General features: G+C 62.6%; 24 protein-coding genes and 1 tRNA gene. 16 read left to right on the top strand and 9 right to left on the bottom strand.

Going from position 1 to position 20,315, the window contains the following annotated elements; all coding sequences use genetic code 11:
• Nucleotides 1-8: 8 nt before the first annotated feature.
• The 5 genes from AC5LXK_RS12850 (at nt 9) to AC5LXK_RS12830 (ending at nt 4,005) form a co-directional block, all read left to right on the top strand.
• Nucleotides 9-905, top strand: a complete 897-nt coding sequence (locus AC5LXK_RS12850) for a DcrB-related protein (RefSeq protein WP_493389155.1) — start codon at nt 9-11, stop codon at nt 903-905.
• A gap of 10 nt (nt 906-915) precedes the next feature.
• Nucleotides 916-2,259, top strand: a complete 1,344-nt coding sequence (locus AC5LXK_RS12845) for a PAAR domain-containing protein (RefSeq protein WP_493389154.1) — start codon at nt 916-918, stop codon at nt 2,257-2,259.
• A gap of 44 nt (nt 2,260-2,303) precedes the next feature.
• Nucleotides 2,304-2,735, top strand: a complete 432-nt coding sequence (locus AC5LXK_RS12840; protein WP_493389153.1) for a hypothetical protein — start codon at nt 2,304-2,306, stop codon at nt 2,733-2,735.
• A gap of 63 nt (nt 2,736-2,798) precedes the next feature.
• Nucleotides 2,799-3,281 carry a tetratricopeptide repeat protein gene (locus AC5LXK_RS12835; protein WP_493389152.1) on the top strand — a complete coding sequence of 161 codons (483 nt, stop codon included), beginning with the start codon at nt 2,799-2,801 and terminating at the stop codon, nt 3,279-3,281.
• A gap of 55 nt (nt 3,282-3,336) precedes the next feature.
• On the top strand, nt 3,337-4,005 hold the full coding sequence (locus AC5LXK_RS12830; RefSeq protein WP_493389151.1) for a hypothetical protein: 669 nt from the start codon (nt 3,337-3,339) through the stop codon (nt 4,003-4,005).
• Nucleotides 4,006-4,165: 160 nt separating this feature from the next.
• On the opposite strand, the gene AC5LXK_RS12825 is transcribed toward AC5LXK_RS12830, so the two are convergent.
• Both AC5LXK_RS12825 and AC5LXK_RS12820 read right to left on the bottom strand, forming a co-directional pair.
• Nucleotides 4,166-4,660: a hypothetical protein gene (locus AC5LXK_RS12825; protein ID WP_493389150.1), complete on the bottom strand. Its 495-nt coding sequence runs from the start codon at nt 4,658-4,660 to the stop codon at nt 4,166-4,168.
• Nucleotides 4,657-5,208 carry a hypothetical protein gene (locus tag AC5LXK_RS12820; protein WP_493389149.1) on the bottom strand — a complete coding sequence of 184 codons (552 nt, stop codon included), beginning with the start codon at nt 5,206-5,208 and terminating at the stop codon, nt 4,657-4,659. The genes AC5LXK_RS12825 and AC5LXK_RS12820 overlap by 4 nt, the downstream gene beginning before the upstream one ends.
• A 287-nt stretch (nt 5,209-5,495) precedes the next feature.
• On the opposite strand from AC5LXK_RS12820, the gene AC5LXK_RS12815 reads away from it, so the two are divergent.
• From AC5LXK_RS12815 to AC5LXK_RS12805, 3 genes are all read left to right on the top strand, one after another.
• Complete coding sequence (locus AC5LXK_RS12815; protein ID WP_493389148.1) at nt 5,496-5,693, top strand: hypothetical protein; 198 nt, start codon at nt 5,496-5,498, stop codon at nt 5,691-5,693.
• Nucleotides 5,694-5,831: 138 nt separating this feature from the next.
• Nucleotides 5,832-7,253: an alpha,alpha-trehalose-phosphate synthase (UDP-forming) gene (otsA, locus tag AC5LXK_RS12810; RefSeq protein WP_493389147.1), complete on the top strand. Its 1,422-nt coding sequence runs from the start codon at nt 5,832-5,834 to the stop codon at nt 7,251-7,253.
• Complete coding sequence (locus AC5LXK_RS12805) at nt 7,246-7,839, top strand: AAA family ATPase (RefSeq protein ID WP_493389146.1); 594 nt, start codon at nt 7,246-7,248, stop codon at nt 7,837-7,839. Before otsA ends, AC5LXK_RS12805 begins: the two co-directional genes overlap by 8 nt.
• A 30-nt stretch (nt 7,840-7,869) precedes the next feature.
• Here AC5LXK_RS12805 and AC5LXK_RS12800 read toward each other — a convergent pair whose 3' ends face one another.
• Nucleotides 7,870-9,237, bottom strand: a complete 1,368-nt coding sequence (locus tag AC5LXK_RS12800) for an MFS transporter (protein ID WP_493389145.1) — start codon at nt 9,235-9,237, stop codon at nt 7,870-7,872.
• A gap of 185 nt (nt 9,238-9,422) precedes the next feature.
• Entirely contained in the window at nt 9,423-9,803 is a 381-nt protein-coding gene (locus AC5LXK_RS12795) for a DUF5594 family protein (protein ID WP_493389144.1), read from the bottom strand.
• Between the two features lie 117 nt (nt 9,804-9,920).
• Here AC5LXK_RS12795 and AC5LXK_RS12790 point away from each other — a divergent pair, with 117 nt between their 5' ends.
• Entirely contained in the window at nt 9,921-10,322 is a 402-nt protein-coding gene (locus AC5LXK_RS12790; protein WP_059499108.1) for a hypothetical protein, read from the top strand.
• A 195-nt stretch (nt 10,323-10,517) separates the two neighbouring features.
• On the opposite strand, the gene AC5LXK_RS12785 is transcribed toward AC5LXK_RS12790, so the two are convergent.
• Nucleotides 10,518-10,838, bottom strand: coding sequence for a hypothetical protein (locus AC5LXK_RS12785; protein WP_493389143.1), 321 nt, complete (start codon nt 10,836-10,838; stop codon nt 10,518-10,520).
• Nucleotides 10,839-10,981: 143 nt separating this feature from the next.
• Here AC5LXK_RS12785 and eco point away from each other — a divergent pair, with 143 nt between their 5' ends.
• Nucleotides 10,982-11,482 (top strand): serine protease inhibitor ecotin, encoded by a 501-nt coding sequence (gene eco / locus AC5LXK_RS12780; RefSeq protein ID WP_493389142.1) that lies wholly within the window; start codon nt 10,982-10,984, stop codon nt 11,480-11,482.
• A gap of 30 nt (nt 11,483-11,512) precedes the next feature.
• Here the strand turns inward: eco and AC5LXK_RS12775 are convergent, their stop codons facing one another.
• A complete protein-coding gene (locus AC5LXK_RS12775; protein WP_493389141.1) occupies nt 11,513-12,136 on the bottom strand; it encodes a TetR/AcrR family transcriptional regulator in 624 nt (207 codons plus the stop codon).
• 115 nt (nt 12,137-12,251) lie between these two features.
• Here AC5LXK_RS12775 and AC5LXK_RS12770 point away from each other — a divergent pair, with 115 nt between their 5' ends.
• Complete coding sequence (locus tag AC5LXK_RS12770) at nt 12,252-12,992, top strand: SDR family NAD(P)-dependent oxidoreductase (RefSeq protein ID WP_493389140.1); 741 nt, start codon at nt 12,252-12,254, stop codon at nt 12,990-12,992.
• 51 nt (nt 12,993-13,043) lie between these two features.
• On the opposite strand, the gene AC5LXK_RS12765 is transcribed toward AC5LXK_RS12770, so the two are convergent.
• Entirely contained in the window at nt 13,044-13,376 is a 333-nt protein-coding gene (locus AC5LXK_RS12765) for a hypothetical protein (protein ID WP_493389139.1), read from the bottom strand.
• Between the two features lie 464 nt (nt 13,377-13,840).
• Here AC5LXK_RS12765 and AC5LXK_RS12760 point away from each other — a divergent pair, with 464 nt between their 5' ends.
• The gene (locus tag AC5LXK_RS12760) at nt 13,841-14,989 is read left to right on the top strand and encodes a right-handed parallel beta-helix repeat-containing protein (RefSeq protein ID WP_493389138.1); all 1,149 of its coding nucleotides are present in this window, start codon (nt 13,841-13,843) and stop codon (nt 14,987-14,989) included.
• A 160-nt stretch (nt 14,990-15,149) separates the two neighbouring features.
• Here AC5LXK_RS12760 and AC5LXK_RS12755 read toward each other — a convergent pair.
• A tRNA-Met gene (locus AC5LXK_RS12755) sits at nt 15,150-15,226 on the bottom strand.
• A gap of 745 nt (nt 15,227-15,971) precedes the next feature.
• Between AC5LXK_RS12755 and AC5LXK_RS12750 the strand changes: the two genes are divergently transcribed.
• From AC5LXK_RS12750 to AC5LXK_RS12740, 3 genes are all read left to right on the top strand, one after another.
• Nucleotides 15,972-16,112 carry a hypothetical protein gene (locus AC5LXK_RS12750; protein ID WP_172411440.1) on the top strand — a complete coding sequence of 47 codons (141 nt, stop codon included), beginning with the start codon at nt 15,972-15,974 and terminating at the stop codon, nt 16,110-16,112.
• Between the two features lie 14 nt (nt 16,113-16,126).
• On the top strand, nt 16,127-16,420 hold the full coding sequence (locus AC5LXK_RS12745; RefSeq protein WP_493389137.1) for a hypothetical protein: 294 nt from the start codon (nt 16,127-16,129) through the stop codon (nt 16,418-16,420).
• 115 nt (nt 16,421-16,535) lie between these two features.
• Nucleotides 16,536-17,777 carry a hypothetical protein gene (locus tag AC5LXK_RS12740; protein WP_493389136.1) on the top strand — a complete coding sequence of 414 codons (1,242 nt, stop codon included), beginning with the start codon at nt 16,536-16,538 and terminating at the stop codon, nt 17,775-17,777.
• Between the two features lie 59 nt (nt 17,778-17,836).
• On the opposite strand, the gene AC5LXK_RS12735 is transcribed toward AC5LXK_RS12740, so the two are convergent.
• Nucleotides 17,837-18,430 carry a recombinase family protein gene (locus tag AC5LXK_RS12735; protein ID WP_493389135.1) on the bottom strand — a complete coding sequence of 198 codons (594 nt, stop codon included), beginning with the start codon at nt 18,428-18,430 and terminating at the stop codon, nt 17,837-17,839.
• 157 nt (nt 18,431-18,587) lie between these two features.
• Here AC5LXK_RS12735 and AC5LXK_RS12730 point away from each other — a divergent pair, with 157 nt between their 5' ends.
• Complete coding sequence (locus AC5LXK_RS12730) at nt 18,588-20,165, top strand: TIR domain-containing protein (RefSeq protein WP_493389134.1); 1,578 nt, start codon at nt 18,588-18,590, stop codon at nt 20,163-20,165.
• Nucleotides 20,166-20,315 lie beyond the last annotated feature (150 nt).

Below are 20,315 nucleotides of genomic sequence, written 5' to 3'. Positions count from 1 at the left end.
CCTGATGGATGCGCCGGCTGCGCCCGTGCAGCCGGCGAACAGTTTCAATCCGGCGCCTGCCCCGACGGGCAGGCCGAACCGAGAAGAGCATGCCCGAATATCAGATGAACGATGCCGTCATTCAGTTGCCGGCGCACTTCAAAGACAAGACGATTCACCTGTTCACGGTCGATGAGGCGGGTAGCAGCGGATTCACCTTCGTGGTTTCGCGTGCGCCGATGGAGCAGGACGACACGGTCGACACGTTCGTGACGCGGCTCGTAGCGGAGATGCGCAAGTCGCTTCCGCGTTTCGAACTGAAGCAGCTGGAGAACCGCGAAATCGACGGCGAGACCGCGCGCGAAATCGACTATCAGTGGGTGTCGGAGGGTTCGCCGCTGCATCAGCGCCAGACGGTGGTGATGTCGCCAAAGGCGGGGCGCGAGCGCATGGCGATCAGTTTCATCGGCACTTGCCCGAAGTCGTTTACCGAGGACAAGAGCAAGGAGTACAAGAGCCTGCTCGCGAGCGTCGTGCTGGCCCGGCCCGACCGGGCGGCCTTCGTGCCGACCGCGCTCGGCCAGGACGCGGCGGGCATCGTCTTCGTGCTGCATGAGCCGAGCGCGACGTTGTACGTGCTCACCGGCATGGCCGAGCTGTATCGGCACGACGTCACGGAAATGTTCGACGACACCGCATTCTTCGGCCCGGGCGGCGAACCGCTGGCGTTGCAGCCGGCCCCGGACGGGCGGCAGGGCTGGCGGGCATCGGACGGCCGCCAATTTGCGCTCTGGAACGTGGATCCGCGCGAGCACGCGCCGCTGGGCGAACGGCTTGGCAAGGTGACGGCGGTGAAGGGCATGGTCGGCATGCAGAACGTCGAGGCCGTGCGTGCGTATCTGAGCGCGGTTGCGAACGCGGGCTGAAGGGGGGCGCGTGGATACATTGCTTGCTGCTGCGCGGTTCGGCGATCCGATCGCGCATACGGCGTCCAAGGGATGGATGATCGCCGGGCTGATCGCCGGCGCGGTGATCGGGGCCGTGGCGGTGGTCGCAACGGGCGGCGCCGCGTTGACGGTGATTGCCGCAGTCGCGGCGGGCGCTGCCGCGGGCGGCGGACTCGGCGAAGTGCTGGGCACGATGTCGTGGGCGCCCCGGCATGTCACGGGAAGCCTGATAAAGGGCTCACCCAACGTCTTCATCAACAGTCGCGCGGCGATGCGGGCCATCCTGAGCCTGGGTCTGTGCAGCGACCATGCGGGACCGCCGCAGGTGGTCGCGCAGGGTTCGTCGACGGTCTACATCAACAGCCAGCCGGCGAGCCGCAAGGAAGACCGGATGATGTGCGGCGCGTTGATCAACGACGGATCGCCGAACGTGTTCATCGGTGGCCCGGCGGTCGGGGAGTTCAATCCCGAGATCCCGGCGTGGGTCAACTGGACGATGGCCGCCGTGGGCATTGCCGCCGCGGCCGTCCTCGCGGGGCCGGCGCTGGCGATTCTCGGCGCGGCCGGCGGCTTTCTCGGCGGCGAAGTCGGCGGGTGGCTGGGTGGGAAGATTTTCGGCGAGGGTTCCGACGGACAGAAGTGGTCGATGCTTGGAGGAAGCTTGCTGGGCGGGTTCGGGGCGGCGAAGGGCGCGGGGTTCATCGGCGGGGCGAGGGGAGCGGGCTCCGTGGCTGGCGAACTGTCGGCGCTGGAGGCTACCGAAGGTGCTGCGGGCGCGACGGAGCAGCCGACGATTTCGTTGTTCGGGGTGCGTGGTGGCGGACGGGTGTCCGACGTCGAAGGCGGGATGCATCCGTATCAGTACACTGGCCACGTCGGGTACTCGTTGGACGGAGGCAAGACGATATGGGGCTTTGGCCCGGCAACGGGAGATGCGAGCGCGGCGGAAGTGTTTGCTAATCTGAAGGGATCGGGCAGCTACCCCGGGATGCTTACCCCGGATCAAGACGCATTCATCGCAATCGCGAAAAACCCGATGGCCGCTCGTGGTGGTGGCGGAGCGCTACAGACTGTGTACGAGCAAAAGATACCGGTCACGCAAGAGCAGTACGAATCGATACTGGCGGCGCATGAGGAACTGGTTGCGCGTGGGCCGATGGATGACATTCGGTATCAGTGGCCCCCCAAGTCTGGCGAATGGCCGGAAAACAACTATAACTGTGCAACGTTTCCAGGTCGCCTCGGCATTCCCATTCCCGAAGGGACAGGGAAATTGCAGAACTACATGCCGGAGCTCGAGAAAGTCGGCACGCCTTGGACGCCCGGGAATTAAATCTTATGAATGTGTCAGAGAGCCTCTATTCAGTCGCTGCCGGAATGCACGACCTGGTGTTCGTGTCCGTTCTCGGTTCGCCGAGTCCGCACGTTTTGCGCGCAAGAATCGAGCAGATCTATTCCTGTGGAAGGGGCATCACACCCGATCGTCTCGGGACGGAGTTCGAGTTTTACAGCGGACCTGCGACGTGGGGGAACGTACCACTCCAGATCGGGGAGCGGGCCCTACTCTTCGTGCATCAGGTGTCCGGCGTGTTCAACGAATATCCATGGCGCGGCCACATGGTCCTGGAGGACATTGATGGTGAATCGTACGCGCGGTTGCAGATTCCCGAGCTGTGGTTGAGGGCAGATATCCCGGAAGCCGTGAAAGCTGCGGCGGGTCCGCATCCAACCAGGCGAAACGCGTCGATTGTCCGGTTCAGTGTGCTTGAGAGTTACCTCAAAGATCTCGTCGAGAAATCGGTTGGCTGAGCCGTGGCGGTTTCCGGACGGCGAAGCGGATAATGAAGTGCGAAGTTTTTGGAGCTGAATTGAATGACCGATAAGAATCCCGATTTTTCACCGATTCGCATGCGGGCGCGCGGGTTTGTGTCGCAGGGGCGCATCGAGGACGCGCTTGGGCTGTACGGCGACATCCTGAAAATTGCGCCGGAAGATGCGGCGACGTATGCCGATCGCGGTACGACTTTCGCGATGATCAAGAAGACGGATCTCGCGTTGAACGATCTGAATCGCGCCATCGAGCTGGGATACACGGACCCGTCGGCGTACTGCACGCTCGCGACGATTTTCCTCGAAGGCGGCGGCTACCAGAAGTCGCTGGAGTATTTCGACAAGGCGCTGAAGCTCAATCCCGATCAGCCTTTCGTCTATTTCAACCGTGCAAGGGCATACGAGACGCTGGGCGACGTCAAGGCTGCGATCGCCGATCTGGAGCGGTGCCTGACCTACGACCCGGACGATGCGCTGTCCGCGAAGATCAAGGAACGGGTGGCGCAGCTTCGCGCACGCGTATAGTGGCTGCCTCCGGGCAACTTGCTTGGGAGCAGTTGCGATGTTAAGGCGTGACAGGTTGCCGTACACCGCGCTGCCGTCACCACTGGCAGCGTTGATCCCCGAGGCCGTCTTTCTGAAGGCGTTCGAGAATGCCGAGTCGACAACGGTGATCGTTTGGTACGCCGACGCGAAAATCGGCCGCCAGCATGAAGTCGAGTTTTCGCCGGAGCTGGGGCGCCTGCTGTCACGCGGTGAGCGCGAAGCACGATTCCCGCTGGAGCGGCAGATCGTTCTGCAAGACGGGATCCGGGTGCAGATGGGCAATCGACTCGAGGTCGATACCGACGTTCGCCATGAAACCTATGCCGCGTACGATCCGGTGACGTCGTCGAGGCTTGCAGTCGACGAGCAGATGTTCTTCATGCCGTTTCTGGCCGAGCCTGAGACCGTCGTTCGGCAAGCGATCGAAAAAGCGAGGTTCCCGAACACTTATGCGGGATGGAGCGCCATCGAGCGCACTCGATATTGGGTCGGCGTGCTGTATCGTGCGAGGCGTCAGACGGGGGAGTCGGGAATCGATGAAGATGAAGCTTTCAGGCCTGCGTTGTTGACGCAGATGAGAGCGGTGGATCCCGATGTCGACGGGATCCTTGCGGCGGTCCTGGCCGAGCTGAGCCGAATGGAAATGATCGGCCCGGATGTCATGCGGGCTGCGTTCAATCAACGGACAGGCGCATCGATCTGATTGCCCGGACCGGAACGTTGCGTACCCCTCGATTGACCTGGGCCGCCGTCAGGAGCGCGATGGCTGGCCTGCGCTCCTGGCGATGAATGAGTTGTCCGCGAGGATCAGGGGCAGCATGACCCGCCAGGGCGCCGCGTACGATGCGCCGCGCATCGCGCCACTACTGCAAATTCCCCCACCGGTCGACCGCCGGTTCCGCCGACGCCCACTTCCAGTGCGTGCCTTGCTGGCACGCATTCGCGAAATACCAGTCGGCCTTGTCGCCGTCCTTCACAGAGAACGCGAACTCCTTGCACAGCGCGAGCGCCGTCGAGTAGGCGCGCGCGACGCGCACTTCGCCTTCGCCGTTTTCCAGCGGCAGCGTGTTCTTCACCTTCCACGGCTTCACTTCGCCGACGGCCAGGCTGCCGACCACCTTCGCGATCGCGTCCTGCTGGTTCTGATGGAGCTGCTTCATCGTGCGGTTGACGGCTTCGTCGGTCGCGGCCTGCACGGCAATCCCGACGCCGATGCCGACCGCCGGATTCGCGGTAACGAGGCCCGTCGCCGCGCCGGCCAGTGCGCCGCTCGCCGCGCCGACCGACCCGCAGCCCGACAGCGCGGCGGTGGCCGCGCACAGCGCGCCGATCGCCGCGATACGGATCGCGACGCTCATTGCAGCGCGCCCCAGCGTTCGGTCGCGGGTTCTGCCGATGCCCATTTCCACGCGGGACCGTCGCGGCAGATCGTGGCGACGTAGAACGCCGATTGCGCGGCCTTGTCGGCCTTCGCGGGCGTGTCGACCGCGAACACGATTTCCTTGCAGTCGAGCGGGCCGACGCTGATCATCCGGCTGACCGTCACGCGGCCCTGCTCGTCGTCCTCGATCGGGAACGAGTGGTGCGTCGACCACGGCGCAACGCCGCCCACGTCGAGCGGACCGGCCGCCTTCGCGATCTGTTCCTGCGTGTAGCGGTGCGCAACGCGCTGCGTGTACTGGACGCCTGCCCGTGCGCCGGCGACGGCGCCGAGGCCGATGCCCGTCGCGACGGCCGCGTTGTTGGTGACCTTGGAAGCGATCGCGGCGCCCGCGATACCGGCGCCGGCTGTCGCGCCTTCGCTGTACAGCGAATTGCAGCCGGACAGCAGTGCGGCCGTGGCGATTGCGGCCAGCACGATGCGCGCCGACATGGCCCGGCGCGGCGATTCGAAACGAATGTTCATCCCTGAGTGCAAGTCCTGTCTGGGTGAGCGGCGACGCATGCACGCCCCGATGCCGTGTCATTGTTTCGCAATTGTCATAGGAAAACTGCAAAGCTTTGACAAATCACCGGCCGGCGTGCGCGCGCGTACGCGCGGCGCTATTGTCGAATAGATGATTGACGAGGGGTCGAAACGTTACAAATTGAAGGTAATTGTTACCTCGGCGCGCAAGGAACCGACCTAGACTGTTTAGTTATGGAATGTTTCTGCGACGGCTTCGAGCCGCACCGAATATGAGACACCCAGCCATGCGTCGTTCGAAACGGTTGTCACACCGGCCGCCTGAAGCGGAGTCCGACCGCCCGCGTCCGCAGACCGACGCGCCGTCGGCGCCGCCCGCCGGCGCACCCGACGAGACGCCGTCGGACGGCGATCACAACCAGGGCGGTGCCCGCCCGGAAGGGCTCGACTATCAACGCGACCTCGGCCAGGAGCAGGACGCCTGATTTTGTCGTCGCCGCATTCCACTGCCGTATTTCATTGCATTTCTCGGAACTGAATCGCCGCGCGGCCGCCTTCGGGCCGTCGCGTCAGCATGGGCGTGCGTCGCGCGCCAGCCAATCGAATCGAGGAGGGGAAGCCGCATGAGCAGATTGATCGTGGTATCGAACCGTGTCGCCGCCGGCGAGGACACGCGCCCGAGCGCGGGTGGCCTGGCCGTTGGTGTGATGGACGCGCTGAAGGAAACGGGCGGCGTCTGGTTCGGCTGGAACGGCGAGATCGTCGGGGCGCCGGACGCCGAACCCGCGATCCAGCGGGACGGCAACGTGACCTACGCGACGGTCGGGCTGACCCGGCGCGACTACGATCAGTACTACCGCGGGTTCTCGAATGCGACGTTGTGGCCGGTATTCCATTACCGCGGCGATCTCGCACGCTTCGACCGTCAGGAGTACGCGGGTTATCTGCGCGTGAACGCGATGCTCGCCAGGCAGCTCGCGGCGCTGCTGCGGCCTGACGATCTGATCTGGGTGCACGACTACCACCTGTTGCCGTTCGCGCATTACCTGCGCGAGCTCGGCGTGAAGAACCCGATCGGCTTCTTCCTGCACATCCCGTTTCCGTCGCCCGACATGCTGCGCCTCGTGCCGCCGCACGAGGAACTCGTGAAGTTCATGTGCGCGTACGACGTCGCGGGGTTCCAGACCGAGAGCGACAAGCAGGCATTCACCGACTACATCGAGCGGCGCGGAATCGGCGCGGCGAGCGACGACGGGATGCTGCATGCGCACGGTCGCGTCGTGAAGGTCGCCGCCTATCCGATCGGCGTGCATCCCGACGCGATCGCGCAGGCGGCCGTCCAGTACGGCACGCGCAAGCCGGTGAAGATGCTGCGCCAGGCGCTCGACGGCCGCAAGCTGGTGATGAGCGTCGACCGCCTCGACTATTCGAAGGGGCTCGTCGAGCGCTTCCAGTCGTTCGAACGGATGCTCGCGAATGCGCCGGGCTGGCAGGGGCGCGTGTCGCTGTTGCAGATCGCGCCGCCGACGCGCTCCGATGTGCAGACCTATCAGAACATCCGCGAAACGCTCGAAGGCGAGGCCGGCCGTATCAACGGACGCTTCTCGCAGCTCGACTGGACGCCGATCCAGTACCTGAACCGCAAGTACGAGCGCAACCTGCTGATGGCGTTCTTCCGGATGTCGCAGGTCGGCTACGTGACGCCGCTGCGCGACGGGATGAATCTTGTCGCGAAGGAATATGTCGCGTCGCAGGATTCGGCCGATCCGGGCGTGCTCGTGCTGTCGGAGTTCGCGGGCGCGGCAGCCGAGCTGACCGGTGCGCTGCTCGTCAATCCGTACGACCTGTCGCAGATGGCCGAGGCGCTCGAACGCGCGCTGTCGATGCCGCTCGCGGAGCGGCAGGCGCGTCACGAGGAGAACCTCGCGCGGCTACGCGAGAACGACCTGTCGGTCTGGCGCGATACGTTCGTCGCCGACTTGCGCAGCGTCGCGGCGACTGCGTCGGTCACGCGGCGCGCAGGCCGGCGGGTTGCGCATGCGTGAGGTCGAGCAGGGCGCCGGTGTCGAGGACGACGCAGCCGACGATGCCACGGGCCGTTTCTTCGTTGTGACGGGCGGCCCGGGTTCGGGCAAGAGCACGTTGCTCGATGCGCTGGAGCGCGCCGGTTTCGCGCGCTCGCAGGAGGCCGGGCGTGGCGTGATCCGCGACCAGATGGCCGTCGACGGCCGCGCGCTGCCGTGGCGCGACCCGGCCGCGTTCGCCGAGCTGATGCTGAGCTGGGAGATGCGTTCGTACCATCTCGCGCGGCAGGCGCGCGGGCCCGTGTTCTTCGATCGCGGCGTGCCCGACGTGGTTGGCTACCTGCGGCTGACCGGGCTGGCGGTACCCGCGCATGCGGAAGCTGCGGCCCGGCGTTTCCGCTATCACCGGCGCGTGTTCATCGCGCCGCCGTGGCCCGACATCTATGCGCAGGACACCGAGCGCCGGCAGGATTTCGCGGAAGCCGTGCGGACCCATGACGCGATGGTCGATTGCTACACGTCGTACGGCTATCGGCTGATCGAGCTGCCGTGCGTGAGCGTGAAGGCGCGCGTGCGCTTCGTGATGGGCGCGCTCGATGCCGCGTGACGCGTATCGCGGGCGCGGCGCGCGACTGTATCAGCTCGCCGTGTCCGGGCTGGGCGACGCGATGCGCAGCATGCTGACGACTGCGGCTACCGCCGCGAAAACCGTCGCGACATAGAGCGCGATCGTCGGCCCGCGATCGGGCGCAAGCCCGAAAATCAATGCGACCAGCGCGGCGCCGAGCGTCTGGCCCGACAGGCGCGCGGTGCTCAGCATGCCGCCCGCGCCGCCGCTGCGCTCGCGCGGTGCCGACGACAGCATCGCGCGATTGTTCGGCGACTGGAACAGCCCGAAGCCCGCACCGCACAGCGCCATCCGCCAGACGATGTCGACGGTGCCCGGGTGCGCACCGATCGTCGCGAGCGACAGCAGGCCGGCCGCGAACAGCGCGAGCCCGACCCCACCGAGAATGCCGGCCGAATAGCGGTCCGACAGCACGCCCGCGAGCGGTGCCGCGAACACGATCACGAGCGGCCACGGCGTCATGTAGAGACCCGTCTCGACCTGCGAGAAGCCGAGCGAGTTCTGCAGCCAGAACGGCAGCGCGACGAACGCGAGCATCTGCGACGTGAACGACGCCATCGACGTGTAGATCGACAGCGCGAACATCGGGATGCGCATCAGGTCGACCGGCAGCAGCGGCGCCGGCTGCGACAACTGGCGCTTCACGAAGAAGTAGCCGACGACGAACGCGACGGCCAGCTCGGCCACGACGTACGCGTGACCTTCGCCGTGGCCGAGCCCGTCGACGGCCGTGATCAGCAGGCCGAACACGCAAGCGTTCATCAGCGCGCTCGGGAAGTCGTACGGCGCGTCGTGCAGCGGGTTGGCCGGCAGCGCGCGCAGGCTGCCGAGCACCGCGGCGATGCCGATCGGCACGTTGACCGCGAACAGCCACGGCCACGACGCGAACGACAGGATCGCGGAGGCGACCGTCGGCCCGATCGCCGACGACAGTGCGACCACCATCGCATTGATCGACAGCCCGCGCCCGAGCATCGACGACGGGTAGATCATCCGCACGAGCGCCGCGTTGACGCTCATGATGCCGGCCGCGCCGAACCCCTGGATCACGCGCATCACGGCCAGCATCGGCAGCGAGCCGGCGAGCGCGCAGCCGAGCGAGGCCGCGGTGAACAGCGCGAGCCCGGCGATGTAGATGCGGCGATAGCCGATGCGCTCGCCGAGCGACGCGAGCGGCAGCAGCGTGATCGTGACCGCGAGCTGGTACGCGTTGACGATCCAGATCGACGCGGCGTCGGATGCGTGCAGGTCGCGTGCGATGGTCGGCAGTGCGACGTTTGCGATGGCGCCGTCGAGCACGGCGAGTGTGATGCCCAGGGCGACGCAGACGATCGCCCAATAGCGTTGCGGAAGCGGCAAGCCGGTATCGGCGTTCATGACGGGAGCGAAAGCGTGGTTGTCCGCGCGCCCGGTTGCCGGTTGCGTGCGCAACCATGGACAAGGGTGGAGGCGGCGATGAACGGCCCGGCCGGCGCGGCGGCACCGGAGCGGGACCGGTCGAGTGTATCACCGGGCCGCGTGACGCGCCGCCGACCCGCGCGGCTGCCGGCCCGCGCGCGCACTCAGCCTTCGAAGTCGAGGCCGCCGAGCCGCACGAGCGGGTCGGCCTGCGTGCGCGACGCGAGATCGATGTCGCGCGCGCCCTGCCACGCGCCGAGCTTCTTCGGCAGCGCGGCCAGGTAGTGCTCGAAGCGCTGCGGGCCGTCCGGTTCCATCAGCCGCTCGATTTCGTCGGTGTCCCAGGTCAGCTCGAGATTCAGTGGATGCACGAAGCCGCTCACGTGCTCGTGCTGCGCGCTGCGGATCTGCACGCGCGTCGGGTGCCCGTGCCCGCCGTACGGGACGACATCGGTCTGCACGTGCTCGGCGAAGAACGCGGCGATCGCCTGCGCGATGCGCGGGGCGAATTCGGTATCGAAACGGCGGGCGGTTTCGGGCTGCATGAAGGCGTCTCCTGTATGCCGAAAATCGTAGCACGGCCACGCCGCGTTTCGGTGCGCGTGACACCGGTAATCGCGCGTTACCACTTGCTGCATCTATTACGGCCGCGTACCGCCACAATGCATCGCATCCAGTACCACTTCGCGTGGGAGTCCATCATGAAAAAGATTGCCGCAGTGTGTGTCCTCGCCGGTTCGCTCGCCGTGGCGGGCCCGGCGTCCGCGCATGGCCGCGACGGGGGTGCCGTCATCGGCGCATTGATCGGCGGCGCGGTGCTGGGCGCGATCGTGACGTCCGCGATGAATCCGCCCGTCGCGTATCAGGCGCCTGCGTACCAGGCACCGGCCTATCAGCCGCCGACGTACTACCAGGCGCCTGCGTACCAGCAGCCTGCGTATCCGACGTATCAGCAGGCGCAGTACCAGGACGACGGCCCGAACTATTGCTACGACCGCTACCAGCGTGCGTACGTGTGCGGTGCGCCGGTGCAGGGCGGCTACGCGCAGCCGGCCGGCTGGTAAGCGGACCGGACGGACGCGCGAGCGGGTGCGATGCCGGGCGGCCGGCACCCGCGAACGTTCGCTTCGCCGCACCGGACGACGAAAGGCCCTCGCATCATGCGAGGGCCTTTGTCTTTTGCGCGGCTGGTTCGTTGATGGCGTGTGCCGCCGGTCGTCGGCGGGCCGTGTGCGGATACAAACGGTTGCAATTGCACCTTAGTGGCGATGGCCGCCACCGCCGTCGCCGCGACCGCGTCCGCCGCCGCCCCCTTCGTTCCAGTCGCCGCGACGTCCGCCGCCGTGCCCCCAGCCGCCGCCGCGGTTGCCGTCCCAGCGATGGTAGTCGCGCCGGCCGCGATCCCAGTCGCGTCCGCCGCCACCGCCCCAGATGTTCACCGTACCGTACACGGGGGACGGGGCGTATGCGTAGCCGGGATCGGAATAGTAGGGCTGCCCGTAGCCGTATCCGGCGTCCGGGGCGACGACGCAGCCGGCCAGCAGGGTGGCGACGCCGGCGGCAGCAATGAGCTTCAGCATGATGTTCTCCGTGGGTTCCCTTATAAGTACCGCGCAAGGGGATTGGAGGCTGTTTGCAATTGTGTCTGTAAATTACGGCTTAGTAAGGTCCGGATACGAAAGTGTTAGCATCCGAGGCTCATTTGTTTTTCAGGAGCACATCGATGAAATTCGCGATCCGGGCCGCACTGGCCGCCTTCTGCGTGACGACTGCCGCCGCGTGCGTGGCCGGGCCAGCATCCGCGCCGGCCGTACCGGCCGAGTCGATCAAGATGTTTCCGCAGGCAGCGGCCGGCCAGCAGCGCGTCGTGATCGCGCTGCCCGCGCTCGAGAACGAGGGCGATGCACGCGTCGAGCTGATGATCGGCAAGACGCTGCAGACCGACTGCAACCAGCAGTGGTTCGGCGGTGAGCTGAGCGCCGAGGACGTGAAGGGTTGGGGCTACACGTATTACCGGCTCGCCGACGTGAAGGGTCCGGCGTCGACGTTGATGGCGTGCCCGGGCCAGGCGCCGCAGCAGCGATTCGTGCAGGTACGCGGCGATGGCCAACTGCTGCGGTACAACAGCCGCCTGCCGCTCGTCGTCTACGTGCCGGACGGCTTCGAGGTGCGCTATCGCGTGTGGCATGCGTCGAAGGACGTGCAGCACGCGGCGAAGCAGTAACGCCTGCCGGCGCGGCGGCGGCCTGCCGTATTACGTGCCGACCGCGTGGCCCGTCCCGACGAGCACCGGCCATGCGGCCAGCGCGGCCTGTGCGACGTCCTCCAGATCGCGGCGGCTCGCGCCGTCGCGCGCCTGGATCGACATGCCCTGCTGAACCGTCACGTAGTAGCGGGCAATTGCATCGAGGTTCGCGTGTACCGGGATCTCACCGGTCGCGACGCCTTGCTGCAGGCGTTCCCGCAGCGCCTCGACCGCGCCTGCGCGCATCGCGATCAGCGTTTGCCGGACCGTATCGGAGCGCTCGGCCGGATGCAGCGCCGACAGCACGACCAGGCAGCCGGCCGGCTTCGAGCGCCGCGTGAACACGCGCGCCGTATTCATCAGGTAGTTCTGCATGGCGTCGTGCGCGCTGCCTGCCTGTTCGACGCCATCCCAGATTTCCCGCCCCTCCGTTGCGCCGTAGTGCTCGAGCGCCTGCCGGAACAACGTTTCCTTGCTGCCGAACGCCGCATACAGGCTCGGCGACGCAATGCCCATCGCGGCCGTCAGGTCCGTCATCGACGCACCCTCGTAGCCGAGACGCCAGAACACCTGCATCGCTCGATCCAGCGCCGCTTCCTTGTCGAAGCTTCTTGGTCGGCCCCGTTCAGCCATTGCGTCCGTCCTGTCGGTGATATCTGTATCAATCGATAAAATAAATCAATTGACTGTGCGGCGCAACTTGCCACATTCTGTGTCGGTCGTTACATAAATTAGGAAAGGAACCGACATGAACCGACTTCAGGGCAAGCGTGCACTCATCACGGGCGGCAGCCGCGGCATCGGGGCGGCGATCGCGAAACGGCTGGCGGCCGACGGCGCGGACGTCGCGATCACTTATGAAAAATCGGCCGAGCGGGCACAGGCCGTTGTCGCGAGCATCGAGGCGCTGGGCCGTCGCGCCGTTGCGATCCAGGCCGACAGCGCCGATCCGGTGGCCGTGCGCAACGCGGTCGACCGTGCAGCGGAGACGTTTGGCGGGCTGGACATTCTCGTCAACAACGCCGGTATTTTCCGCGCGGGCGCGCTGGGCGACCTCACGCTCGACGATATCGACGCGACGCTGAACGTGAACGTGCGCGCGGTGATCGTCGCGTCGCAGGCGGCGGCGCGGCATCTCGGGGAGGGCGGGCGCATCGTGTCGACCGGCAGTTGCCTCGCGACGCGCGTGCCCGACGCGGGGATCAGCCTCTATGCGGCGAGCAAGGCCGCGCTGATCGGCTGGACGCAAGGGCTTGCGCGTGACCTTGGCTCGCGCGGCATCACGGTCAACATCGTGCATCCGGGTTCGACGGATACCGACATGAATCCCGCCGATGGCGAACATGCGGGCGCGCAGCGCTCGCGGATGGCGATTCCGCAGTACGGCAAGGCGGATGACGTCGCGGCGCTCGTGGCGTTCGTCGTCGGGCCGGAAGGGCGGTCGATCAACGGGACCGGACTGACGATCGACGGCGGTGCGAACGCGTAAAGGCCGGTGCCCGGCGTGAGTTGGCCGGGCGGCGGCGGGTGCTCGTGTGCGTTACGGGCAGCCGAGGCGCTGGTGCTCGGCTTCCAGGTCGGCCCGTTTGTCATAGGCGCGCAGTTCGTTGCGCGGCTTGCCGTCCGGGCCCATCCCGCGCACGACCTTCTGGCCGCGGTCGGGCGAGTGCGTTACCGCGTCGATGCCCGTGGCCAGTTCCCGGCAGCGGGTATCGGAGGATGCGGTTTCCTGGCGCGGTGCGGCTGCGGCCGTGACGTTGGCGATGCCCGGGCTGACGTAGCGCGGTTTTGCAGGCACCGTGCCGGTATCGGTGGCGTTCGCCGTGCAGGTCAGGGCGGAAAGTACGGCCAGCGCCGCGAGGGTTCGAATCATGGTCGAGTCCGAGTACGGGCGAAGGTTCGGGATTCTACGCAATGCGCGGTGCGTGTCTGCGGCGATTGGACGAAGTGCGATCGCATGTCGCATGTCACGGCGATGAATCGGCGAGGATCGCCAACGGCTTGTGCACGGGACATACAGTGTGGCGGGGGGGACGAAGGTCTCATTTACAAAGGGGCCGCGCATACATACGATGGCGCCATCTCGGGCTCGTCAGAAATCCTATGCGTACAGTCGATCGGGCGATGCTCGCCGCGTTTTGCCTTGGCCTTGCCGCGTGCGGCGGGGGTGGCGACAATGCGGCGCCGGCGGTGCAGACCGTTGCGGGCACACCCGTTTCGCCAGCATCGCCCGCCGAACCTGCCAGCGCGGCATCCGGTACCCCGCCCTCGTCGACAAACCCCGCCAGCCCCGCGCCGGCGTCCAGTCCGGCCGGTACGACGCCAGGCGCGGCACGCTTGCCCACGCAGGGTGCAAATCCCGTGCTCGTTGCCGACGTGACCGTCTATCCGGCTGCCGACGGCAGCGATCAGGCTGACGCGCTGCAGAACGCATTCGACAGCCTGAAGGCCGGCCAGCGCCTCGTCATCGCGCCGGGGCGTTACGTCGTCGGGCATTCGCTCACGGTGAGCGTGCCACAAGCCGTGATTTCCGGATACGGCGCGACGCTGGCCGCGACGAATCCGGCGGACCAGACGATCGTGATGAGCGGCACCGGTTCGATGCTGGTGGGCGTGACGCTGGCCGGCACCGGCACGACGCGGCTCACGACGCCGGCCTCGACCAAGGTCGAGGTGACGGGCGCGGGTGTCCAGGTGTTGCACGTAACGATCGACGGCGGCGCGAGCGCGGGGATCTTCGTGTTCGGCGGCAAAAGCGTCGCGATCGTCGGCAATACCGTCCACGCGACGCTGGCCGACGGCATCCATGCGACCTACGGGTCGGCCAACGTGCTCGTGCAGAACAATACGGTGACGGACACCGGCGACGACCTGATCGCCGTGGTCAGCTATCTCGGCGACGGCCGCATCACCAGCAACGTGCTGATCGACCATAACGCGGTGTCCGGCAACCCGTGGGGGCGCGGCATTGCGGTGGTTGGCGGGCAGGCCGTGACGATCTCGAACAACACGGTCGACGGCGTGCAGAAGGCGGCGGGCATCCTGGTGGCGCAGGAGGACAGCTGGAACACGTACGGTGCGTCGAACGTCGTGATTTCCGGCAACGTCGTGACCAACATCCAGAATTCGAACGTGAACAACGGGCTGCAGCCGACGCAGCAGGCGGCGATCGAACTGGATACGTGGACGGGCACGGTGACGAACGTCGCGGTGACGGGCAACAGTGTGTCCGGTTCCGGGTATGCCGGTTTCCGGGCGTACGGGAATGTGTGCTCGTTCAGTGTGACGGGGAATACGTTCTCGTCGATCGCCGGTACGGCGGTGTCGCTGTTGGCGAATGGGTGTGCGGCGAGTCAGATCGTTGTCGCTGCGAACCGGTCGGGTGACGGTAGCTTGATGGCGGAGCCTTCTGGGTCGTCGGCGAAGGGGACGTTTACCGTGACCGGTGCGGATGCGAGCCTGATGCCGCAGGTAGCCACATTCTGATCGTCCGGGATCCCTCCGAACAGGAGCGATTCCTCCGACTGCAGTCGCTATGGCGCGATGTTCAGCAAGGAATTTGTGCCGTTCTGGTGCGGTTGATTTCCTGTACGGCAGCTACGGCGAAGAAAAAGCCCGCTTGCTTTCGCAGAGCGGGCTTCGGTATTGGTTGCGGGGATAGGATTTGAACCTATGACCTTCGGGTTATGAGCCCGACGAGCTGCCAGACTGCTCCACCCCGCGACACGTAGTGTACTCCATACTGTTGCAGTGCGTCAAACGATTGGCGATATGGTTGCCGGCAGAAGGCTGGCGTCTGGCTACCTTGAGGTCGGTAAGCGCCATGTGCCGATGTCTCGAGGGCTGAAGGCGGTGTTTTACGAAGCCACCGGAACAGCCCTGAATCGAGCGTTGTTTCCGCTGGTGGTCGCTGATCGATGGTCGCGGCTTGCAACAAAAGCCGTACGCGCAAGCGCGATGGGGTTCCTGTGGCGAAGCTGGTGAAACTTGGGAGGTTCTCTGGTCCCCCGACAGAATTCATATCTTTCGGCTGTACAGGGCCTCCCGACGAACTCTAACTGTAGATACCAACGGAAATACCAACACGCGTTCGAGCGTAGGCTTCGGCAGGTCGACGATCCGGTGTATGCACCCTGCCTTGCCGCCGGAAAGCCAAATATTTTTGGAGAGTTGGAGATAGTTGCGCGTTTTCGCTCGTCAGCCTTGTCGGGTAAGGCTTTATCTATCTCCAAGTCTATCTCCAACACACCCAAAATCTTGGAGATAACGCTGGAGACACTGCTCGGTCCATAGCTTCGTAAGCCGCCCCTGCCACTGGAACTTCGCGCGCAAAGTGTCCCCGTGCCGCCAGCATCCCGGCGGCCAATGGGGCTTCGCTACGACCTTGAGTGTTGAAAAAGGACAGGTTTCGCCATAGGATCATTGTGCCTGCTGCAGGTAGGCAAACTAATCCGATCAAGGGGCGATCATGGCTACGGGGAAAAAGGCTGCATCGGACGCCGCAAAAATGCTGCGTGACTCGAAATCGACGAAGAAGCAAAAGGAAGTTGCTGCATCAGATCTTGCGCAACGTAAGGGAGCGCCTGCGGATAAAAAGAAGAAAAAATAATCACTGGGGGCTATATGAATTATACCGTGCGTGTGGAACTTCATGGTGTCAAGCATGATTCTGAGAAATACACTGATCTGCATGATGAAATGAAGGGTCAGGGATTTACCCGTAGCGTGAAAATAGATGGTGTTTCATATCGATTGCCGACGGCGGAGTATAGTCGCATATCGGATGAGGCGAAGACCCAGATTTTAGATAGGGCAAAAACGGCAGCGCGTAATGTGATGGGTTCGGATGGTAAATATTCAGTTCTTGTGACTGGTGATGAAAATCCGCGTGCTCAACACAATTTAGAGAAAATTTGACGGGCATTTATTGTGCGTGTCGTGATCTCCGCTCATTGTTTGAGCGGGGGTTGTCTCTGTTATTGATGCGCTATCGGAATGTGTGCGTTGATGGTTGGGTTGGCGATATTTTGAAATGATAAAGCGATTTCTGTCGAAGTGCTCCCTTTGTGGGCATGCAAATACTTTAAGAGTCTCTATAGGGATTAATGCAAGGCAGCGTCATGCATTTGAGTGTCAGGGGTGTGGTGAGGAAGCGTTTATTGAACTGGAAATCGATTTTGTTGATCGCGAGTCAATCGAAATTCCAGGGTTTGGGAGTATTTCGGGGCCACGAATAACGAGTGCCAAGTTGGAGAATGCAGGGTGGACTGATGAAGAAGGGACGATCACTAATCTTGATCCGTCTTTTCTGGTTCCAGAAGAAGAGCTGCATAAAGATCGCGTTTTTGCTTGGATGCATTCGCTTAACGATGTTGCGAAATTGGCGGAGAAGGATGGTCCCAGGCACAGGGATATAATTGACGAGATTGGCATGTCTCGTGGTATACGAGAAGGGATCTCGGCGGCGATTAAGGCAGTTGAACTCCGTAGGCGTGGTCGCGATGATCTTGCGAAGGCCAAGCTCGAAGAGTTATCTAAAATTAGCGGTATAGAGATCCGCAATGTCGCGCATGCGGTTGGAATGATTTCTTCGGCAATTCTAGGAAAGGGCGCGGCTGATGATGTCTATGGGATCACGGCTGCGGCCAATCGCGCATTTGAATTAAGTGCGGAACAATTCGTAAGGATGCGCGTTAGTCTTATGACTGATGTGGCGAGCGACTTCTTTGAGCGTCAACTGATCGTGCTGAAGGACTACTTGCGCGGGTATGATCAGTTTAATCAGGCGTGGGTTTACGCAGCTCATGGATTGCCTGTTGATCAGAGGCTTCAGCCTTCGGTGCGTGGGTTGGATGCGGTTCGCATGTTTTACGGGACTGCTTTTGAGCATCTGTCGTCCGGGCTTGTTCTTCCTGCATGTATCAATAATATATTGAGTGGTCGGCCATTTGATCAATTCTCTAGTATGGATTTGAAAAAATACCTGACTACGGACAAGGCGGGGCGTGCTCGGTGTATCGAAGGGCGGCCTGAATTTGCACCGCTGTGGAGTGAACTCGATAGCACCTTGAGAAATGGATCCTATCATCAAGGTTTGCGTTTGAGGCAAGGCTCAAAGTACATTATTCAATATCGTACGGGGGATTCGCAGAGCTGGAGGGAGATTTCGTATGCGGAATATTTGCTTAGATGCAACAAAATTATGATGTGTTTGATGAAATTGTTGGTGCTCCAGATTTTTGTATTCAGGCCTGCTGCTTTCGAGGAAAAGTAAATAGTGTTCTTCTGGCGTGTTGGGTTAAGCGTGATGGGAAAGCTGGATTTGTTGGAAAGTTACTTTGATATTGGATCGTGCATCGTGTCGCGTACTCGCATAATCGTTTGACGACTTGTGCGGTAACGCTTGGCGATGCCTGCTACAGGCTCTCCTTCATTCAACAGTTTTCGGACTTCGTCTTGTTGATGCTTGTCCAATGCCGGTGGGCGGCCCATCGCTTTTCCCTCCGATCTTGCCCGCGCAATTCCAGCTTGGGTTCGTTCGATTAGCAAGTCGCGCTCGAATTCCGCAACGGCGTTCAGAACTTGCATTGTCATGCGGCCTGCCGCGCTTGTTAGATCGACACCTCCGAGCGCGAGACAATGAATCTTGATGCCGCGATCGGCCAACGCTTCAACGGTTGCACGGACGTCCATTGCGTTACGTCCAAGGCGATCAAGCTTCGTCACAATCAGCACATCGCCTTGCTCCATCTTCAGAAGCAATTCTGCAAACCCCGGTCGCTGGTCAGCGCTTACGCTTCCAGAGATGCTTTCAGTAATGATGCGGCGCTTGTCGACTGTGAAGCCTGCCGCCTCGATTTCGCGAAGTTGGTTGGCTGCGGTCTGATCGATTGTGCTGACTCGGGCGTAGGCAAAGGTACGTGACATATTCGGCAATTGGCCTGTTCGGAATGGGTGTCCGAATCATACCCTATGTCCGAATATCTGTTGGCCTAGTTTTTGGACAGGGCTGTGTCACTATGTCCGAAACCGTTCGTTTTCGGACAGTGGGTCATTGGGCGAACAGACGGCTCGCAGTAGAATCGTGAACATCATCAGACTAAGCGCGAGCCATATGACTACGAACGCCACGGAACAAGTGCCGAAGCTTCAATTGCAGGATGTCTTTAAGAAGAGCGGGGTTCCCACGCATACCTTTGTTGAACCCAGCGAGTTCAATCGCCTGGTAGTGGCGTTACGCACTCCGGGGCGCGGAATCATCATCGAAGGGCCGTCGGGAATCGGAAAGACCTCTTCGGTTCGGCGGGCACTTGAACAAATGTCGGAGGCCTCGTACACCTTTCTGTCGGCTCGGCGTCCGCCAGACGTTCCGCTGATCGAAGATTTGCCGAACATGAGCAAGATCGGGCTCGTCATTGTCGACGACTTCCATCGGCTGAGGGGCGATATCAAAGGGCGTTTGAGCGACATGATGAAGCTACTGTCTGATGAAGAGGATCAGCACAGCAAGCTTGTCCTTATCGGCATAAATCGCGCCGGTCAGTCGCTAATCGATCATGGTGAAGATCTGCTGCATCGTGTGGAGAACATTCGATTTGGTCGCACCAACATCGAGCGAATTGTTGCTTTGATTGAACGAGGGCAACGAGCGTTGAACTGTACCTTTGCCGCCGCCGAAGCGTTGGCCGAGGAAGCCGAGGGTAGTTTTGCAATGGCGCAGGTTCTCTGCCACGAAGCTTGCTTGCAAGCCGACGTGTTGGAGTCCGGTAGTACCAACGTACAGGTGACGGCTAGTGTTCCCGCTATCCGTGAAGCTGTTATCCGTGAATTGTCACCGGCATTTTTCCCGGCCGCGCGTGATTTTGCTACGGGCAATAAGCTACGTCGGGAGGGGCGTGCTCCGTATCTTCATCTGCTGAAGTGGTTGTCGAACACTGCCGAGGGAAGTCTTGATACTAGGGAAGCGCTGCGTGCAAACCCCGCGCTCAAGGGCAGCGTGTCGCAAGTGATCGAAAAAGGACATCTTTCGACTTTGCTGGATGGTAACGAACGTCTCTCGAAACTGCTCCATTTCGACGAGCGAAGCCAGCTCCTCAGCTCTGAGGATCCAAAGTTTCTGTATTTTATTCGACACCTAATTTGGTCGAAATTTGCACGTCAAGTCGGTTACGACAAGATTGACTTTGCGTCAAAGTATGATTTCGCTCTGTCGTTCGCTGGTGAGGATCGCGACGTGGCAAAACTTCTCTTTGACAAGCTGCAAGCCCATGAAATGCAGGTGTTTTACGACGAGCAGGAGTCGCATCGCATTCTCGGGAATGATGTTGAGCAGTATCTTGAGCCGATCTATCGTACAGAGGCAAGCTATGTTCTGCCTATCGTCAGTCAAAAATACCCTGTCAAAGTATGGACAAAATTTGAATCTGATCAATTTAAGGATCGATTTGGCAGCAACTCGGTAATCCCGGTATTCCTCAATGATTTTCGCCCTACGCAATTTGATGTGACTGGGTCGGTTGGCTACCTGACAATCAGCGCAGGTGAGCATCTTGCGTCGGATGCTGAACGAGCGGTAGACAGCTTGTGCCGGAAGATTACTGAAGAGCGCGCCGCACGTGATGCTATTGACGACGCGGAGCAACCCGATCTCTTTGATCAGTAAGCCATTTTTGTCGCATTCATGGGTGCTGTTGTCCCTTGAGGCGAGCCAGCGAGTTGACGATAGAAACGCAGCGTCAATCCTCCGAGGGGCACCGGAGGCTTTTACTGGTTGGCTCAGCGACTGTTATAAGTTTGCATACTAAAAGCACAC

The organism is Burkholderia pulmonis, assembly GCF_984667975.1.
This window is presented reverse-complemented; position numbering and strand designations above follow the sequence as displayed.

What these genes read in the sequence shown, in the direction of transcription:
- otsA (WP_493389147.1), top strand. Translation starts at nt 5,832, where the DNA reads ATGAGCAGATTGATCGTGGTATCGAACCGTGTCGCCGCCGGCGAGGAC.
- AC5LXK_RS12765 (WP_493389139.1), bottom strand. Translation starts at nt 13,376, where the DNA reads ATGATTCGAACCCTCGCGGCGCTGGCCGTACTTTCCGCCCTGACCTGC.
- AC5LXK_RS12850 (WP_493389155.1), top strand. Translation starts at nt 9, where the DNA reads ATGCGCCGGCTGCGCCCGTGCAGCCGGCGAACAGTTTCAATCCGGCGC.
- AC5LXK_RS12840 (WP_493389153.1), top strand. Translation starts at nt 2,304, where the DNA reads ATGCACGACCTGGTGTTCGTGTCCGTTCTCGGTTCGCCGAGTCCGCAC.
- AC5LXK_RS12785 (WP_493389143.1), bottom strand. Translation starts at nt 10,838, where the DNA reads ATGCTGAAGCTCATTGCTGCCGCCGGCGTCGCCACCCTGCTGGCCGGC.
- AC5LXK_RS12815 (WP_493389148.1), top strand. Translation starts at nt 5,496, where the DNA reads ATGCGTCGTTCGAAACGGTTGTCACACCGGCCGCCTGAAGCGGAGTCC.
- AC5LXK_RS12795 (WP_493389144.1), bottom strand. Translation starts at nt 9,803, where the DNA reads ATGCAGCCCGAAACCGCCCGCCGTTTCGATACCGAATTCGCCCCGCGC.
- AC5LXK_RS12800 (WP_493389145.1), bottom strand. Translation starts at nt 9,237, where the DNA reads ATGAACGCCGATACCGGCTTGCCGCTTCCGCAACGCTATTGGGCGATC.
- eco (WP_493389142.1), top strand. Translation starts at nt 10,982, where the DNA reads ATGAAATTCGCGATCCGGGCCGCACTGGCCGCCTTCTGCGTGACGACT.
- AC5LXK_RS12775 (WP_493389141.1), bottom strand. Translation starts at nt 12,136, where the DNA reads ATGGCTGAACGGGGCCGACCAAGAAGCTTCGACAAGGAAGCGGCGCTG.
- AC5LXK_RS12745 (WP_493389137.1), top strand. Translation starts at nt 16,127, where the DNA reads ATGAATTATACCGTGCGTGTGGAACTTCATGGTGTCAAGCATGATTCT.
- AC5LXK_RS12750 (WP_172411440.1), top strand. Translation starts at nt 15,972, where the DNA reads ATGGCTACGGGGAAAAAGGCTGCATCGGACGCCGCAAAAATGCTGCGT.
- AC5LXK_RS12740 (WP_493389136.1), top strand. Translation starts at nt 16,536, where the DNA reads ATGATAAAGCGATTTCTGTCGAAGTGCTCCCTTTGTGGGCATGCAAAT.
- AC5LXK_RS12825 (WP_493389150.1), bottom strand. Translation starts at nt 4,660, where the DNA reads ATGAGCGTCGCGATCCGTATCGCGGCGATCGGCGCGCTGTGCGCGGCC.
- AC5LXK_RS12805 (WP_493389146.1), top strand. Translation starts at nt 7,246, where the DNA reads ATGCGTGAGGTCGAGCAGGGCGCCGGTGTCGAGGACGACGCAGCCGAC.
- AC5LXK_RS12820 (WP_493389149.1), bottom strand. Translation starts at nt 5,208, where the DNA reads ATGAACATTCGTTTCGAATCGCCGCGCCGGGCCATGTCGGCGCGCATC.
- AC5LXK_RS12790 (WP_059499108.1), top strand. Translation starts at nt 9,921, where the DNA reads ATGCATCGCATCCAGTACCACTTCGCGTGGGAGTCCATCATGAAAAAG.
- AC5LXK_RS12835 (WP_493389152.1), top strand. Translation starts at nt 2,799, where the DNA reads ATGACCGATAAGAATCCCGATTTTTCACCGATTCGCATGCGGGCGCGC.
- AC5LXK_RS12770 (WP_493389140.1), top strand. Translation starts at nt 12,252, where the DNA reads ATGAACCGACTTCAGGGCAAGCGTGCACTCATCACGGGCGGCAGCCGC.
- AC5LXK_RS12735 (WP_493389135.1), bottom strand. Translation starts at nt 18,430, where the DNA reads ATGTCACGTACCTTTGCCTACGCCCGAGTCAGCACAATCGATCAGACC.